The 16,653-nt window shown below is 60.8% G+C and carries 13 protein-coding genes; 12 read left to right on the top strand and 1 reads right to left on the bottom strand.

Translation table 11 applies throughout. The features are described 5' to 3' along the window. Positions 1–2: 2 nt before the first annotated feature. The gene (gene arcD, locus M2400_RS31050) at positions 3–1,430 is read right to left on the bottom strand and encodes an arginine-ornithine antiporter (protein WP_177134282.1); all 1,428 of its coding nucleotides are present in this window, start codon (positions 1,428–1,430) and stop codon (positions 3–5) included. 414 nt (positions 1,431–1,844) lie between these two features. On the opposite strand from arcD (M2400_RS31050), the gene arcD (M2400_RS31045) reads away from it, so the two are divergent. The 12 genes from arcD (M2400_RS31045) to M2400_RS30990 all read left to right on the top strand — a co-directional run bounded on the left by arcD (M2400_RS31045) (position 1,845) and on the right by M2400_RS30990 (position 16,429). Beyond that, positions 1,845–3,272 (top strand): arginine-ornithine antiporter, encoded by a 1,428-nt coding sequence (gene arcD / locus M2400_RS31045; RefSeq protein WP_177042770.1) that lies wholly within the window; start codon positions 1,845–1,847, stop codon positions 3,270–3,272. 24 nt (positions 3,273–3,296) lie between these two features. After that, positions 3,297–4,553 carry an arginine deiminase gene (gene arcA / locus M2400_RS31040; protein WP_177042771.1) on the top strand — a complete coding sequence of 419 codons (1,257 nt, stop codon included), beginning with the start codon at positions 3,297–3,299 and terminating at the stop codon, positions 4,551–4,553. Positions 4,554–4,622: 69 nt separating this feature from the next. Continuing rightward, positions 4,623–5,633: an ornithine carbamoyltransferase gene (locus tag M2400_RS31035; protein WP_010169901.1), complete on the top strand. Its 1,011-nt coding sequence runs from the start codon at positions 4,623–4,625 to the stop codon at positions 5,631–5,633. A gap of 196 nt (positions 5,634–5,829) precedes the next feature. Continuing rightward, on the top strand, positions 5,830–6,759 hold the full coding sequence (gene arcC, locus M2400_RS31030; RefSeq protein ID WP_177042772.1) for a carbamate kinase: 930 nt from the start codon (positions 5,830–5,832) through the stop codon (positions 6,757–6,759). 18 nt (positions 6,760–6,777) lie between these two features. After that, complete coding sequence (locus tag M2400_RS31025; protein ID WP_010169903.1) at positions 6,778–7,140, top strand: DUF5064 family protein; 363 nt, start codon at positions 6,778–6,780, stop codon at positions 7,138–7,140. A gap of 185 nt (positions 7,141–7,325) precedes the next feature. Then, complete coding sequence (locus M2400_RS31020; RefSeq protein ID WP_177042774.1) at positions 7,326–8,834, top strand: sigma-54-dependent transcriptional regulator; 1,509 nt, start codon at positions 7,326–7,328, stop codon at positions 8,832–8,834. A 422-nt stretch (positions 8,835–9,256) separates the two neighbouring features. Further along, the gene (gene gcvH, locus M2400_RS31015) at positions 9,257–9,640 is read left to right on the top strand and encodes a glycine cleavage system protein GcvH (protein WP_003220049.1); all 384 of its coding nucleotides are present in this window, start codon (positions 9,257–9,259) and stop codon (positions 9,638–9,640) included. 10 nt (positions 9,641–9,650) lie between these two features. After that, the gene (gcvP, locus tag M2400_RS31010; RefSeq protein WP_259198729.1) at positions 9,651–12,497 is read left to right on the top strand and encodes an aminomethyl-transferring glycine dehydrogenase; all 2,847 of its coding nucleotides are present in this window, start codon (positions 9,651–9,653) and stop codon (positions 12,495–12,497) included. A gap of 190 nt (positions 12,498–12,687) precedes the next feature. Continuing rightward, positions 12,688–14,064: an L-serine ammonia-lyase gene (locus M2400_RS31005; RefSeq protein WP_177115524.1), complete on the top strand. Its 1,377-nt coding sequence runs from the start codon at positions 12,688–12,690 to the stop codon at positions 14,062–14,064. 39 nt (positions 14,065–14,103) lie between these two features. After that, positions 14,104–15,228 (top strand): glycine cleavage system aminomethyltransferase GcvT, encoded by a 1,125-nt coding sequence (gene gcvT / locus M2400_RS31000; protein WP_259198730.1) that lies wholly within the window; start codon positions 14,104–14,106, stop codon positions 15,226–15,228. Positions 15,229–15,621: 393 nt separating this feature from the next. Next, positions 15,622–15,834 carry a cold-shock protein gene (locus M2400_RS30995; protein ID WP_003316897.1) on the top strand — a complete coding sequence of 71 codons (213 nt, stop codon included), beginning with the start codon at positions 15,622–15,624 and terminating at the stop codon, positions 15,832–15,834. Positions 15,835–15,940: 106 nt separating this feature from the next. Further along, positions 15,941–16,429: an RDD family protein gene (locus M2400_RS30990; protein WP_177042779.1), complete on the top strand. Its 489-nt coding sequence runs from the start codon at positions 15,941–15,943 to the stop codon at positions 16,427–16,429. Positions 16,430–16,653: the final 224 nt, after the last annotated feature.

The raw sequence follows: 16,653 nt of genomic DNA, 5'->3' as shown, positions 1-16,653 counted from the left end.
CCTCACAACGACAACACCCCGCTGTACAACCCATACGCCGCCAGGCTCGCCCCGGCGATCACGCAGGCGAAAATGCCTTTTTCCAGGTGGGTAAACAAGGGCTGGCCCTGCTCGCGCTTGGCCAGGGCAAACAGAATCACCCCGGGCGCATACAGCAGCGCCGACAACAGCAGGTATTTCAAACCTCCGGCGTAAAGCAGCCACACCGCGTAAGCCAGGGCAACCAGGCCCACCAGCAGGTCCTTCAGGCGCTCGCCATGGGCGCCTTCGTAGGTTTCGCCGCGTCCGCTCAACAACACGGCATAAGCCGCCGACCACAGGTAGGGCACCAGAATCATCGACGACGCCAGGTAGATCAGGGTGGTGTAGGTGCTTGCCGAAAACAGCGTGATCACCAGGAACAGCTGGATCATCACATTGGTCAGCCACAACGCATTGACCGGCACCTGATTGACGTTTTCCTTTTTCAGGAACGCGGGCATGGTCTTGTCGTGGGCGGTGGCGTAGAGGATTTCGGCGCAGAGCAAGGCCCACGACAGCAGCGCGCCCAGCAGCGAAACCGCCAGCCCGATGCTGATCAGCAATGCGCCCCAGGGCCCGACAATATGCTCCAGCACGCCCGCCAGGGACGGGTTTTGCAGGTTGGCCAGTTCCGGCTGGCTCATGATCCCCAGCGACAACAGGTTGACCAACACCAGCAGCGCCAGCACGCCCAGGAAACCGATCACCGTGGCCCGGCCCACGTCCGAGCGTTTCTCGGCCCGGGCCGAGTAGACGCTGGCGCCCTCGATGCCGATAAACACAAACACCGTGACCAGCATCATGTTGCGCACCTGGTCCACCACGCCACCGAAGTTCGGGTTGCTCAGGCCCCAGATATCCCGGGTAAAGATGTCGGCCTTGAACGCCACGGCGGCGATCACGATAAACATCACCAGCGGCACGATCTTGGCCACAGTGGTGATCTGGTTGATGAACGCCGCCTCCTTGATCCCGCGCATCACCAGAAAATGCACGGCCCACAGCAACACCGACGCGCAACCAATCGCCACCGGCGTATTGCCCTGGCCGAACACCGGGAAAAAGTAGCCGAGGGTACTAAATAGCAACACGAAGTAACCGACGTTGCCCATCCAGGCGCTGATCCAGTAACCCCAGGCGGACGAGAAACCCATGTAGTCGCCAAACCCGGCCTTGGCGTAGGCGTATACGCCAGAATCGAGCTCAGGCTTGCGGTTGGCCAGGGTCTGGAACACGAAGGCGAGAGTCAGCATGCCCACGGCGGTGATGCCCCAGCCGATCAACACCGCGCCTACTTCAGCCCGCGCCGCCATGTTCTGCGGCAACGAGAAAATCCCGCCGCCGATCATCGACCCCACAACCAGGGCGATCAAGGCGTTGAGGCGCAGTTTTTCCGAGGATTGGGACATGGACACTCCTGAACAAAAACAACAATCGAGCCAACAACTGTGCACTCAACTAATTTACTAAGCCGACGCCGCGTTTATTAGATATAGCTAATAAAGCCGCAAGCTTCATAACTTAAAGGCATGACAATAAACAGCGTTAAGGCAAATTTATAATTTAAATAACACTGCTCTGGAAAAGTTTGCATATCTGGAAATACGGACTAGCTTCAAAGGTCCATGCTAATGAGAAAAGCTGCTGTTTGAAACGCAGAAACGCTCTACCACGAGCCTCTGCGGGGCACTTGAGCGCCCGTACCTTTCATCATAAGTCATTAATTCACAATGGAATGTGCCAATGAAGTGATCTGAGTCAGCTGTTTGATTAGCGCACGGATTTATTCTGTGGTCTCTCTTCTCCTGCATTGGAGTCATGCGATGTCTGAATCTCCCGGTAAACTTCGATTAGGTGCCCTGGTTGCACTTGTCGTGGGCTCAATGATTGGTGGCGGGATCTTCTCACTGCCGCAAAACATGGCCGCAAGTGCCGATGTCGGCGCCGTCCTGATCGGCTGGGTCATTACCGCAGTCGGTATGTTGACCCTCGCTTTCGTGTTTCAAACCCTGGCCAATCGCAAGCCCAACCTCGACGGCGGGGTGTATGCCTACGCCAAGGCCGGGTTTGGCGACTACATGGGTTTCTCGTCCGCCTGGGGTTACTGGATCAGTGCCTGGCTGGGCAACGTCGGCTACTTCGTGCTGCTGTTCAGCACCCTTGGTTACTTCTTTCCGATCTTCGGCGAAGGCAACACCCCGGCGGCGGTGATCGGCGCCTCGGTGCTGTTGTGGGCCGTGCACTTCCTGGTACTGCGCGGGATCAAGGAAGCGGCGTTCATCAACCTGGTGACCACCGTCGCCAAGGTGGTGCCGCTGGTGCTGTTCGTGTTGATCGCCCTCTTCGCGTTCAAGCTGGACATCTTCACCGCAGACATCTGGGGCGTGAAAAACCCGGACCTGGGCAGCGTGATGAACCAGGTGCGCAACATGATGCTGGTCACCGTCTGGGTGTTCATCGGCATCGAAGGCGCGAGCATCTTCTCGTCCCGTGCCGAAAAACGCTCGGACGTGGGCAAGGCCACCGTGATCGGTTTTATCACGGTGCTGCTGTTCCTGATGCTGGTGAACGTGCTGTCCCTGGGGATCATGACCCAGCCGGAACTGGCCAAATTGCAGAACCCGTCGATGGCCGCCGTGCTGGAGCATGTGGTGGGGCATTGGGGCGCGGTGCTGATCAGCGTCGGATTGATCATCTCTTTGCTGGGGGCGTTGCTGTCGTGGGTGCTGCTGTGTGCGGAGATCATGTTCGCCGCCGCCAAGGACCACACCATGCCGGAGTTCCTGCGTAAGGAAAACGCCAACCACGTGCCGGTCAACGCCCTGTGGCTGACCAACGCCATGGTCCAGGTTTTCCTGGTGATCACGCTGTTCTCGGCCAGCACTTACCTGTCGCTGATCTACCTCGCCACCTCGATGATCCTGGTGCCTTACCTGTGGTCGGCGGCCTATGCGCTGCTGTTGGCGGTGCGCGGTGAGACCTACGAAAACGCCCTGCGCGAGCGCAAGAAAGACCTGTTTATCGGTGCGGTCGCACTGATCTACGCGGTCTGGCTGCTCTATGCCGGCGGCACCAAGTACCTGCTGCTGTCCGCCCTGCTCTACGCCCCCGGCGCAATCCTGTTCGCCAAGGCCAAGCACGAGCTGGGCAAACCGATTTTCACCAATGTCGAGAAACTGATTTTCGCCGCAGTGGTCATTGGCGCCCTGGTGGCGGCCTATGGGCTCTACGACGGTTTCCTGACCCTGTAATTATTGTTCACTGGAGGATCTGTAATGACCACGGAAAAAGTGAAGTACGGCGTACATTCCGAAGCCGGCAAACTGCGCAAAGTCATGGTGTGCTCCCCAGGTTTGGCCCACCAGCGGCTGACCCCCAACAACTGCGATGAACTGCTGTTCGATGACGTGTTGTGGGTGGCCCAGGCCAAGCGCGACCACTTCGATTTTGTGACCAAGATGCGCGAGCGCGACATCGATGTGCTGGAAATGCACAACCTGCTGACCGACATCGTTGCCATCCCCGAAGCGCTGGACTGGATCCTGGAACGCAAGATCACCGCCAACCAGGTCGGCCTGGGCTTGGTCAATGAAGTCAGCTCGTGGCTGCGCAGCCTGGAGCCGCGCAAGGTCGCCGAGTTCCTGATCGGTGGCGTGTCGGCCGATGACCTGCCGAGCAGCTTCGGTGGCAAGACCATCGAGATGTTCCGCGACTTCCTCGGCCACTCCAGCTTCATCCTGCCGCCGCTGCCCAACACCCAGTTCACCCGCGACACCACCTGCTGGATCTATGGCGGCGTGACGCTGAACCCGATGTACTGGCCGGCGCGACGCCAGGAAACCCTGCTGGCGAGCGCCATCTACAAATTCCACCCCGAGTTCACCAACGCCGACTTCCAGGTGTGGTACGGCGACCCGGACCAGGAACATGGCAACGCCACCCTGGAAGGCGGCGACGTGATGCCGATCGGTAACGGCGTGGTGTTGATCGGCATGGGCGAGCGTTCCTCGCGCCAGGCCATCGGCCAGCTCGCGCTGAACCTGTTCAAGCACAAAGCCGTGGAGCGCGTGATCGTTGCCGGCCTGCCGAAGTCTCGCGCGGCGATGCACCTCGACACCGTGTTCAGCTTCTGCGACCGCGACCTCGTCACCATCTTCCCGGAAGTGGTGAACCAGATCGTCGCCTTCACCCTGCGCCCGGACGAGACCAAGCCCGGCGGCATCGACATCCAGCGCGAAAAAACCAACTTCCTCGACACCGTTGCCGCCGCCCTGAACCTCAAGGCCCTGCGCGTGGTGGAAACCGGCGGCAACAGCTTCGCCGCCGAACGCGAGCAGTGGGATGACGGCAACAACGTGGTGGCCGTGGAGCCTGGCGTGGTGATCGGCTACGACCGCAACACCTACACCAACACCCTGCTGCGCAAGGCCGGCGTGGAAGTCATCACCATCAGCGCCGGTGAACTCGGCCGGGGCCGTGGCGGCGGCCACTGCATGACCTGCCCGATCATTCGCGACCCAATCGACTATTAATATTTTGGCCTTGGCCGCTGCTTATCCAGCAGTGGCCAAGGGGATAACCGAAACCTAAGGAGATCCACCATGGCTTTTAATATGCGCAACCGCAGCCTGCTGTCGCTGATGCACCACACCACCCGCGAACTGCACTACCTGCTGGACCTGTCCCGCGACCTCAAGCGCGCCAAATACACCGGCACCGAGCGTCCGCACCTGAAGGGCAAGAACATCGCGCTGATCTTCGAAAAAACCTCGACCCGCACCCGTTGCGCCTTCGAAGTCGCGGCCCACGACCAGGGTGCCCACGTCACCTACATCGACCCGGTGTCGTCGCAGATCGGCCACAAGGAAAGCATGAAAGACACTGCCCGCGTATTGGGGCGGATGTTCGACGCCATCGAGTACCGTGGCTTTGAACAGGAAATCGTCGAGGAGCTGGCCAAGTTCGCCGGCGTGCCGGTGTTCAACGGCCTGACCGCTGAATTCCACCCCACCCAAATGATCGCCGACACCCTGACCATGCGCGAACACAGCGACAAGCCGCTGCATGACATCAGCTACGCCTACCTGGGCGATGCCCGCTACAACATGGGCAACTCGCTGCTGATGATCGGCGCCAAGCTGGGCATGGACGTGCGCATCGGCGCGCCGAAAGCCCTGTGGCCGCATGCTGACTTCATCAAGCAGTGCCAGGAGTTCGCTGAAGAAAGCGGCGCGCGCATCACCATCACCGAAGACCCGAAAGAAGCGGTGAAAGGCGTCGACTTCATCCACACCGATATCTGGGTGTCCATGGGCGAGCCGGTGGAAGCGTGGGACGAGCGTATCGAGCAACTGCTGCCGTACCAGGTCAACGCCAAGATGATGAAAGCCTCGGGCAACCCTCGGGTGAAGTTCATGCACTGCCTGCCGGCATTCCACAACAGCGAGACCAAGGTCGGCAAAGACATCGCCGCGCGGTATCCGAACCTGGCCAATGGCGTGGAAGTGACCGAAGAAGTGTTTGAGTCGCCGGCCAACATTGCCTTTGAACAGGCGGAAAACCGCATGCACACCATCAAGGCGATTCTGGTCTCGGCGTTGGCGGATATCTAAACCAACACCGCTCTTACTGTCGGAACACACTCAATGTGGGAGTGCTTTTGTGGGAGCTGGCTTGCCTGCGATGCAGACGCCTCGATATTTCAGATGTACCGAGGTGATGCCATCGCGGGCAAGCCCGGCTCCCACACAAGCCCGCTCCCACAGTTTGCCCTGCGTTCACAAGGCCGAATTTTAGAAGGATTGCATTATGCGTATCGTCGTAGCCCTGGGCGGCAACGCCCTTCTGCGTCGTGGTGAACCCATGACCGCAGACAATCAACGGGCCAATATCCGCATCGCCACCGAACAGATCGCCAAGATCCATAAAGGCAACGAGCTGGTGATTGCCCACGGCAATGGCCCGCAAGTGGGCCTGTTGTCGCTGCAAGCCGCGGCCTACACCCAGGTCTCGCCGTATCCGCTGGATGTGCTGGGCGCCGAAACCGAAGGCATGATCGGCTACATCATCGAACAGGAACTGGGCAACCTGCTGGACTTCGAAGTGCCGTTCGCCACGCTGTTGACCCAGGTCGAAGTCGACGCCAAGGACCCGGCCTTCCAGAACCCGACCAAGCCGATCGGCCCGGTCTATTCCAAAGCCGAAGCAGAAAAACTCGCCGCCGAAAAAGGCTGGGCGATTGCCCCGGATGGCGACAAATACCGCCGCGTGGTCGCCAGCCCACGGCCGAAACGAATCTTTGAAATCCGCCCGATCCAGTGGCTGCTGGAAAAAGGCAGCATCGTGATCTGCGCCGGCGGCGGCGGGATTCCGACCCTGTATGGCGAAGACGGCAAGCTCAAGGGCATTGAAGCCGTGATCGACAAAGACCTGTGTTCCTCCCTGCTGGCCGGGCAACTGGACGCCGATTTGCTGGTGATCGCCACCGACGTCAATGCCGCGTTTATCGACTTCGGCAAACCCACTCAGAAAGCCATCGGCCAGGCGCACCCGGACGAAATGGAAAAGCTCGGCTTCGCCGCCGGCTCCATGGGGCCCAAGGTTCAGGCGGCATGCGAGTTCGCCCGCCAGACTGGCAAAACCGCAGTGATCGGTTCACTCTCGGACATCGAAGCGATCGTCCAGGGCAGCGCCGGCACCCGCATCAGTACCGCAAAACCTGGCATCACCTACCTGTGAAGTAGAGGAGAAACGCCTATGGCTACCTTTGAACCTGGTCACTTGCACATCGAACGTCACGCGCTGAACAAGGATGACTACAGCTACAACCTGTGCATCGACTACGAAGTCAGCCAGGACCCAAAGGAAGGCAAGGGAATGCTCTTCAAGATGCACGGTTCGGTGCAGGGCAAGGACCTCAAGGAAGAGTTTTTCCTGCCCAAGGACCAGTCGTTCGACTTCGCCCGGCAGGCGATGAACATCGCGCAGAAATACGGCATGCCGAAGATTGCCGTGCTCAATGGGCAGATGCACAAGCAGTACGACCTGATGTTTGAAGATGTGCGGCATCAGCTGGATGTGAAGCCGGGGGATCCGATCAAACCTGAACACCTGGAATAACCCGATTTCATTAACACCGGCGATCCCCTGTGGGAGCTGGCTTGCCTGCGATAGCGGACTGACAGTTAATATTTTCAATGACTGATCCACCGCTATCGCAGGCAAGCCAGCTCCCACATTTTTGATCTCCACCCCCTGTCAGGCATACTTGCCCCCTCTCGCCCGCCAGAACCGCTAACCGCCCCATGCGTATCCACGTCAGCTTCATCGACCGCGTCGGCATCACCCAGGAAGTCCTGGCCTTGCTCGGTGGGCGCAATCTCAACCTGGATGCGGTGGAAATGGTGCCGCCCAACGTCTACATCGACGCCCCGACGCTGAGCGCCGAGGTGCTGGAAGAACTGCGCGACGCACTGTTCAGCGTGCGCGGCGTGCAAGCCGTGACCGTGGTCGACATCCTCCCCGGCCAGCGCCAGCACCTGCAACTCGACGCCCTGTTGGCCGCCATGACCGACCCGGTATTGGCCCTCGACAGCGCCGGCAAGATCCTGCTGGCCAACCCGGCCTTGATCGCGCTGTACGGCCGCGAGCCCGCAGGCGAAAGCATCAACGAACTGTTCGATGACCCAACGTTGCTGGCCACCTTGCTGGAACACGGCTTTCGCCTGGCCCTGCGGGAAATCAGCGTCAACGGCCAAACCCTGCTGCTGGACGCCACGCCGATCACCGACGCCGGCGCCCTGCTGACCCTGTACCAACCCAACCGTATCGGCGAGCAACTGTCGGCGCTGCACCACGACCATGCCGAAGGGTTCGACGCGCTGCTGGGCGAGTCCCCCGCGATTCGCACCCTCAAGGCGCGGGCGCAACGGGTGGCGGCGCTGGATGCACCGTTGTTGATCCAGGGCGAGACCGGCACCGGCAAGGAACTGGTTGCCCGCGCCTGTCACGCCATCAGCGCCCGCCACAGTGCGCCATTCCTGGCCCTGAATTGCGCGGCATTGCCGGAGAACCTGGCCGAGAGCGAACTGTTCGGCTACGCCCCCGGCGCCTTCACCGGGGCGCAGCGCGGCGGCAAGCCGGGGCTGATGGAACTGGCGAACCAGGGCACGGTGTTCCTCGACGAGATCGGCGAGATGTCGCCGTACTTGCAGGCCAAGCTGCTGCGGTTTCTCAACGACGGCAGCTTCCGCCGGGTGGGCGGCGACCGTGAGGTGAAGGTCAATGTGCGGATCCTCAGCGCCACCCACCGCGACCTGGAAAAGATGGTCAGCGAAGGCACCTTCCGCGAAGACCTGTTCTACCGCCTCAACGTGCTCAACGTCGAAGTGCCGCCCCTGCGCGAACGCGGCCAGGACATCCTGCTGCTGGCCCGCTACTTCATGCAGCAGGCCTGCGCACAGATCCAGCGCCCGGTCTGCCGCCTGGCGCCCGGTACCTACCCTGCCCTGCTGGGCAACCGCTGGCCGGGCAACGTGCGCCAATTGCAGAACGTGATCTTCCGCGCCGCGGCCATTTGCGAGAGCAGCCTGGTGGACATCGGCGACCTGGACATCGCCGGCACCTCGGTGGCGCGCCAGAGCGATGGGGAAATCGACAGCCTGGAACAGGCCGTGGAAGACTTCGAACGCACCTTGCTGGAGAAGCTGTACGTCAGCTACCCGTCCACCCGCCAACTGGCCAGCCGCCTGCAAACTTCCCACACCGCCATCGCCCACCGGCTGCGCAAATACGGCATCCCCACAAAACCCTGAAGCAACTCGGTCAACCCGGTGGGGAGCCAGCTTTTGTGGGAGCTGGCTTGCCTGCGATAGCATCAACGCAGTGTGACTGACACACCGAGGTGCCAGCATCGCGGGCAAGCCCGGCTCCCACATTGATTGCATTCCAGGTCCGACCTCAAAAGCGACCTGCACCTGTACTGAAAGCGCTACAGCGGAACGATATCGATACACCCCCCTTTCAACCGTCGCCATGCAAGGCTTTGATCCTCATAGGCTTTTTTTCGCCCTCCAACCTGTAGCGATATCGCTACAGCTGTATTTTCTACACCACCCCAAAAAATCAATAACCAATTGATTTATAAAGATAAAAAAACGTTGGCCGCGTTTTTGCTAAGCAACTCCCCATTATTCCAATCCCGTCCACCAGACGAATCTGGCCCTGAGGAGTTTCCATGAGCGAGTTGCGCTTTACTGAAGATCACGAATGGCTGCGCGCCGAAGCCGACGGCAGCGTGACCGTGGGCATTACCGCTTTCGCGCAGAACGCGCTGGGTGATGTGGTTTTCGTGCAACTGCCTGAGCTGCAGTCCTACGACAAAGGTGCAGAAGCCTCCACCGTTGAATCGGTCAAGGCCGCCAGCGGTGTGTACATGCCCCTGGACGGCGAAGTCCTCGAAGTGAACGACAAGCTGGACGGCAGCCCCGAGTTGGTCAACGAAGACCCGATGGGCGAAGGCTGGTTCTTCCGCTTTAAACCGGCTGATGCCGATGCAGTAGCTAAGCTGTTGGATCAGGATGCGTACGACCGCCTGATCAAAGCCAACGCTGAAGCCTGAGGAGCGCGCCATGACTAATCTGACCACCGCCAACGAATTCATCGCCCGCCACATCGGCCCGCGCCAGGAAGACGAGCAACAGATGCTCGCCACCCTGGGCTTTGACTCCCTGGAAGCCCTGAGCGCCAGCGTGATCCCGGAAAGCATCAAGGGCACCGCCGTGCTGGGCCTGAGCGATGGCCTGAGCGAGGCCGACGCACTGGCTTCGATCAAGGCGATTGCCGCCAGGAACGAGCTGTTCAAGACCTACATCGGCCAGGGCTACTACAACTGCCACACGCCGTCGCCGATCCTGCGCAACCTGTTGGAAAACCCGGCCTGGTACACCGCCTACACGCCTTACCAGCCTGAGATTTCCCAAGGCCGCCTGGAGTCGCTGCTGAACTTCCAGACGCTGATCAGCGACCTTACCGGCCTGCCGATCGCCAACGCATCCTTGCTGGACGAAGCCACCGCCGCTGCCGAAGCCATGACCTTCTGCAAACGCCTGAGCAAGAACAAAGGCAGCAACGCGTTCTTCGCCTCGGTCCACAGCCATCCGCAAACCCTCGACGTGCTGCGCACCCGTGCCGAGCCCCTGGGCATCGACGTGGTAGTGGGCGACGAGCGCGAACTGACCGACGTCAACGCCTTCTTCGGCGCCCTGCTGCAATACCCGGCCAGCAACGGTGACGTGTTCGACTACTTTGAGCTGACCGAGCGCTTCCACGCCGCCAACGCCCTGGTGGCCGTGGCCGCCGACCTGCTGGCCCTGACCCTGCTGACCCCGCCGGGCGAGTTCGGCGCCGACGTGGCCATCGGCAGCGCGCAACGCTTCGGCGTGCCGCTGGGCTTCGGTGGCCCGCACGCGGCGTACTTCTCCACTAAGGACGCGTTCAAGCGCGACATGCCGGGCCGTCTGGTCGGTGTGTCGGTCGACCGTTTCGGCAAGCCGGCCCTGCGCCTGGCGATGCAGACCCGCGAGCAACATATCCGCCGCGAGAAAGCCACCAGCAACATCTGCACCGCCCAAGTGCTGTTGGCCAACATTGCCAGCATGTATGCCGTGTACCACGGCCCCAAAGGCCTGACCCAGATTGCCAACCGCATTCATCACCTGACCGCGATCTTCGCCAAAGGCTTGAGCGCGTTGGGCCTGGCGGTTGAACAAGCCAGCTTCTTCGACACCCTGACCATCAACACCGGCGCACAAACTGCCGCCCTGCACGACAAGGCCCGCGCCCAGCGCATCAACCTGCGTGTGGTCGATGGCGAGCGTCTTGGCCTGTCGGTGGACGAAACCACCTCCCAAGCCGACATCGAAACCCTGTGGAGCGTGTTCGCCGGTGGCAAGGCCCTACCGGACTTCACCGCACTGGCTGCCAGCGTTGAAAGCACCCTGCCCGCCGCGCTGCTGCGCCAGTCGCCGATCCTCAGCCACCCGGTGTTCAACCGTTATCACTCCGAAACCGAGCTGATGCGCTACCTGCGCAAGCTGGCCGACAAGGACCTGGCCCTGGATCGCACCATGATCCCGCTGGGTTCGTGCACCATGAAGCTCAACGCCGCCAGCGAAATGATCCCGGTGACCTGGGCCGAGTTCGGTGCCTTGCACCCGTTCGCCCCAGCCTCGCAAAGCGCCGGCTACCAGCAACTGACCACCGAACTGGAAGCCATGCTCTGCGCGGCCACCGGTTACGACGCGATCTCCCTGCAACCGAACGCCGGTTCCCAGGGCGAGTACGCGGGCCTGCTGGCCATCCGCGCCTATCACCAGAGCCGTGGCGAAGAACGCCGCGACATCTGCCTGATCCCGTCGTCGGCCCACGGTACCAACCCGGCCACCGCCAACATGGCCGGCATGCGTGTTGTAGTCACCGCGTGCGATGCCCGCGGTAACGTCGACATCGAAGACCTGCGCGCCAAGGCTATCGAGCACCGCGAACACCTCGCGGCACTGATGATCACCTACCCGTCCACCCACGGCGTGTTCGAAGAAGGCATCCGCGAAATCTGCGGGATCATTCACGACAACGGCGGCCAGGTGTACATCGACGGCGCCAACATGAACGCGATGGTCGGCCTCTGTGCCCCGGGCAAGTTCGGCGGCGACGTGTCCCACCTGAACCTGCACAAGACCTTCTGCATCCCGCACGGCGGTGGCGGCCCGGGCGTCGGCCCGATTGGCGTCAAATCCCACCTCACGCCGTTCCTGCCCGGCCATGCCGCGATGGAACGCAAGGAAGGCGCGGTCTGCGCCGCCCCGTTCGGCAGCGCAAGCATCCTGCCGATCACCTGGATGTACATCAGCATGATGGGCGGCGCGGGCCTCAAGCGCGCTTCGCAGCTGGCGATCCTGAATGCCAACTACATTTCCCGTCGCCTGGAAGAGCACTACCCCGTGCTGTACACCGGCAGCAATGGCCTGGTGGCCCACGAATGCATCCTCGACCTGCGCCCGCTGAAAGACAGCAGCGGCATCAGCGTGGATGACGTGGCCAAGCGCCTGATCGACTTTGGTTTCCATGCCCCGACCATGTCGTTCCCGGTGGCCGGCACCCTGATGATCGAGCCGACCGAAAGCGAATCCAAGGAAGAACTGGACCGCTTCTGCGACGCGATGATCGCCATCCGCGAAGAGATTCGCGCAGTGGAAAACGGCACGCTGGACAAGGACGACAACCCGCTGAAGAACGCACCGCACACCGCGGCGGAACTGGTGGGCGAATGGAGCCACCCCTATAGCCGCGAGCAAGCGGTGTACCCGGTTGCGTCGCTGATCGAAGCCAAGTACTGGCCGCCGGTTGGCCGGGTCGACAACGTGTTTGGCGACCGCAACCTGGTGTGCGCGTGCCCGTCGATCGAAAGCTACGCGTGATCTGACTGACTGAACTCGGTCAAATGTAGGAGCTGGCCTTTGTGGGAGCTGGCTTGCCTGCGATGCGGGCACCTCGGTCTATCAGGTAGACCAGGGTGATGCTATCGCAGGCAAGCCAGCTCCCACACAAGCCCGGTTTCTACACTGAGCGAGCGAGTCTTCCAAAATAATAAGAAACCGGAGAACAACCATGTCCCTTAGCGTGTTCGACCTGTTCAAGATTGGCATCGGCCCCTCCAGCTCTCACACCGTCGGCCCGATGCGCGCTGCTGCCCGATTTGTTGAGGGGCTAAAGCGTGACAACCTGCTGAGCGCCACCAATGGCATCAAGGTGGAACTCTATGGTTCGCTGGGCGCCACTGGCAAAGGCCACGGCAGCGACAAGGCCGTGTTACTGGGCCTGGAAGGCGAACACCCGGACACCGTGAACACTGAAACCGTCGCCGCCCGTTTGCTGGAAATTCGCGGCAACGCCCGCTTGAACCTGCTCGGTGAACACAGCATTGCGTTCAACGAGAAAGAACACCTGGCGATGATTCGCAAACCCCTGCCCTATCATCCCAACGGCATGATCTTCCGCGCGTTCGACGCCGCCGGTTTGCAGATCCGCAGCCGCGAGTACTACTCGGTGGGCGGCGGATTTGTGGTGGATGAAGACGCCGCCGGCCACGACCGGATTGTCGAAGACGCCACGCCCCTGACCTTTCCCTTCAAAAGTGCCAAGGACTTGCTTGGCCATTGCGCCACTTATGGGCTGTCCATCAGCCAGGTGATGCTGACCAACGAAAGCGCCTGGCGCCCGGAAGCAGAAACCCGCGCAGGCCTGCTGAAGATCTGGCAGGTGATGCAGGATTGCGTGGACGCGGGCTGTCGCAACGAGGGGATTTTGCCCGGCGGCCTGAAGGTCAAGCGCCGCGCCGCCGCGCTGCACCGCCAACTGTGCAAGAACCCGGAATCGGCGCTGCGCGACCCGTTGTCGGTGCTGGACTGGGTCAACCTGTACGCCCTGGCGGTCAACGAAGAAAACGCCAATGGCGGGCGCGTCGTAACGGCGCCCACCAACGGTGCGGCCGGGATTGTGCCGGCGGTGTTGCATTACTACATGCGCTTTATCCCGGGTGCCAGCGAAGACGGCGTGGTGCGTTTCCTGCTCACCGCCGCGGCCATCGGCATTCTGTACAAGGAAAACGCCTCGATCTCCGGCGCCGAAGTCGGCTGCCAGGGCGAAGTCGGCGTGGCCTGCTCCATGGCGGCCGGCGCTTTGTGTGAAGTGCTGGGCGGCACGGTTTCCCAGGTGGAAAACGCCGCAGAAATCGGCATGGAACATAACCTCGGTCTGACATGCGACCCGATTGGCGGGCTGGTGCAGGTGCCCTGCATCGAGCGCAACGCCATGGGCTCGGTCAAGGCCATCAATGCGGTGCGCATGGCCCTGCGCGGCGACGGGCAACACTTCGTGTCCCTCGACAAAGTCATCCGCACCATGCGCCAGACCGGCGCCGACATGAAAAGCAAATACAAAGAAACCGCCCGTGGCGGTTTGGCGGTCAACATTATCGAGTGCTGACGCCCACAAGCGCGTCCGCACGTTTTTCAGGAGCTGAATATGTCCACCGAAACCCTGTTGAAAACCCCGTTGCACGCTCTGCACATCGAGTTGGGCGCACGCATGGTGCCCTTCGCCGGCTACGACATGCCGGTGCAATACCCGCTGGGCGTGATGAAGGAACACCTGCACACCCGTGAACAGGCCGGGTTGTTCGATGTGTCCCACATGGGCCAGATCCGCCTGACCGGCGCCGGTGCCGCCAAGGCCTTGGAAAGCCTGGTGCCTGTAGACATCATCGACCTGCCGGTGGGCATGCAGCGCTATGCAATGTTCACCAATGAGCAAGGCGGGATCCTGGATGACCTGATGGTCGCCAACCTGGGTAATGACGAACTGTTCCTGGTGGTGAACGCTGCCTGCAAGGACCAGGACCTGGCCCACCTGCGCCAGCACATCGGTGACCAGTGCACCATCGAGCCGTTGTTTGAGGACCGCGCCCTGCTGGCCCTGCAGGGTCCGGCTGCCGTCAGCGTACTGGCGCGCCTGGCACCGGAGGTCAAGCACATGACCTTCATGCAATTCGCACCGACCCGCCTGCTGGGCGTGGACTGCTACGTCAGCCGCTCGGGCTACACCGGCGAAGACGGTTTCGAAATCTCGGTGCCGGCCGCCAGTGCCGAGGCCCTGGCCCGCAGCCTGCTGGCCGAAACCGAAGTACAGGCCATCGGCCTGGGCGCCCGCGACTCCCTGCGCCTGGAAGCCGGCCTGTGCCTCTATGGCCATGACATGAACACCGAAACCACGCCGATTGAAGCCAGCCTGTTGTGGGCGATCTCCAAGGCCCGTCGGGCTGAGGGCGCACGTGCCGGCGGCTTCCCGGGTGCCGACGCGATCTTTACCCAGCAGCAGACCGGTGTGATCCGCAAACGCGTGGGCCTGTTGCCGCAGGAGCGCACACCGGTGCGTGAAGGCGCAGAAATCGTCGACGAGCACGGCACCGTGATCGGCAGCGTCTGCAGCGGCGGTTTTGGCCCGAGCCTGGGCGGCCCGCTGGCCATGGGTTACCTGGACAGCGCGTTCATCGCACTGGATACCGAAGTGTGGGCGTTGGTACGTGGGAAAAAGGTGCCACTGCGTGTAAGTAAAATGCCATTTGTGCCACAGCGTTACTACCGTGGTTGATTGACTGTTCCTATAAGTAACGCGGTTGCGTTAAAGCGCACTAATTTGTAACGCAACCGCCACATAAAAGTGCATTGACGATAGTCAATGTTATGTTCAGTCACCTATAACAAGTGACCAACTCTATCGAATAAACAAGCCCTCCATTGTTGACCGAAGTGTCACAAAGCCGAGCAAACGCTGGGCTTTTCCCGGGGCTTGTTTTTTCTGCCTTAGTTGGCGTAGAGTTTGACCACTGTGTTTGCATGGGTCGCTTGGAACCTGGACCTGGGCAGTAGCTGAAGTAGTTGTGCTACAACCCGTTCGACGTCTCTTACTTTCCTGCAACCCAGCCCAGTACTCTTTCGTGTGAAAGGGGCTGTCATTAATTTTTTGCGTCAAGGAAATAAGAAAATGGCTGAACGTCAGAGCGGTACCGTCAAGTGGTTTAACGACGAGAAAGGGTTTGGTTTTATCACTCCAGAAAGCGGTCCGGATCTGTTCGTCCACTTCCGCGCTATTCAGGGCAACGGCTTCAAGAGCCTGAAAGAAGGCCAGAAAGTGACCTTCATCGCGGTGCAGGGCCAAAAAGGCATGCAAGCCGACGAAGTACAAGCAGAGGGCTGATCTCTTCTGCGACAAAAAGCCTCTGATATGACATCAGGGGCTTTTTTATGGGCGCCGTACGGGTAAAAGCTCCGTAAAATGGCTTTTTTCTCAAGAGAGCCATGCCATGTCGAAACACCTGCTGAGCCCCCAAGGCGAGTTTCCCGCCGTAGGCCTGGGCCGTCGTCTGGCAGCGATGTTCTATGACTTCCTGTTGTGTACTGCCCTGCTGATCGTCACGGCCTTCATCTACAAGCTGGTGTGGATGGGGTTTGTCGGTGAGGCCAAGCTGCGGGCGCTTTCTGAATCCGGCGCGCTGGATGGTGATCCGCTGTTGTCGACGATTTTGTTTTTTGTGTTGTTTGGTTTTTTTGCCAAGTTCTGGACCCATTCGGGGCAGACCCTGGGCATGCAGGTGTGGGGCGTGCGGGTGCAGAATGCTGATGGGTCGCGCATCAGCCTGTGGCAGGCGTTGTTGCGGTTTGTGGTGTCGATTGCTTCGTGGTTGTGCGTTGGGCTGGGGTTTATCTGGGCGCTGTTTGATAAGCACAAGCGTGGCTGGCATGACATTTATTCGGATACGCGGTTGGTGCGGGTTCCTAAGAAAAAGAAGTAGGTTTTAGATTGGGGGGCATATCCGTTGCTGCGGTCAGGGCTGCTATGGGTTCCGCTCTTACAGCGGGTCACTTTTGAAAAGCGCAAAAGTAAGCAAAACGCTCTTGCCCCACCACTCGGCACCTCGCTAAGGCTCGGTGTGCCCTCTCTCCGGTAGCACGAAGCGGGCCGCCGCGACGGGGCGTCCCTGCCCCGTCGCGGCTAAACCGGCGTCCTGCCGGTTTA

The organism is Pseudomonas sp. BIGb0558 (genome assembly GCF_024807515.1).
Classification (GTDB): Bacteria; Pseudomonadota; Gammaproteobacteria; order Pseudomonadales; family Pseudomonadaceae; genus Aquipseudomonas; species Aquipseudomonas yamanorum_A.
Note: the sequence above shows the minus strand (reverse complement) of the source record. Positions and strands in the feature narration are given on the sequence as shown.

Excerpts from the sequence above, each read along its gene's own strand:
- M2400_RS31025 (WP_010169903.1), top strand. The coding sequence starts at position 6,778 with ATGGCTACCTTTGAACCTGGTCACTTGCACATCGAACGTCACGCGCTG.
- arcD (WP_177042770.1), top strand. The coding sequence starts at position 1,845 with ATGTCTGAATCTCCCGGTAAACTTCGATTAGGTGCCCTGGTTGCACTT.
- M2400_RS30995 (WP_003316897.1), top strand. The coding sequence starts at position 15,622 with ATGGCTGAACGTCAGAGCGGTACCGTCAAGTGGTTTAACGACGAGAAA.
- M2400_RS31035 (WP_010169901.1), top strand. The coding sequence starts at position 4,623 with ATGGCTTTTAATATGCGCAACCGCAGCCTGCTGTCGCTGATGCACCAC.
- M2400_RS31020 (WP_177042774.1), top strand. The coding sequence starts at position 7,326 with ATGCGTATCCACGTCAGCTTCATCGACCGCGTCGGCATCACCCAGGAA.
- M2400_RS31005 (WP_177115524.1), top strand. The coding sequence starts at position 12,688 with ATGTCCCTTAGCGTGTTCGACCTGTTCAAGATTGGCATCGGCCCCTCC.
- gcvT (WP_259198730.1), top strand. The coding sequence starts at position 14,104 with ATGTCCACCGAAACCCTGTTGAAAACCCCGTTGCACGCTCTGCACATC.
- arcC (WP_177042772.1), top strand. The coding sequence starts at position 5,830 with ATGCGTATCGTCGTAGCCCTGGGCGGCAACGCCCTTCTGCGTCGTGGT.
- gcvP (WP_259198729.1), top strand. The coding sequence starts at position 9,651 with ATGACTAATCTGACCACCGCCAACGAATTCATCGCCCGCCACATCGGC.
- arcD (WP_177134282.1), bottom strand. The coding sequence starts at position 1,430 with ATGTCCCAATCCTCGGAAAAACTGCGCCTCAACGCCTTGATCGCCCTG.
- arcA (WP_177042771.1), top strand. The coding sequence starts at position 3,297 with ATGACCACGGAAAAAGTGAAGTACGGCGTACATTCCGAAGCCGGCAAA.
- M2400_RS30990 (WP_177042779.1), top strand. The coding sequence starts at position 15,941 with ATGTCGAAACACCTGCTGAGCCCCCAAGGCGAGTTTCCCGCCGTAGGC.
- gcvH (WP_003220049.1), top strand. The coding sequence starts at position 9,257 with ATGAGCGAGTTGCGCTTTACTGAAGATCACGAATGGCTGCGCGCCGAA.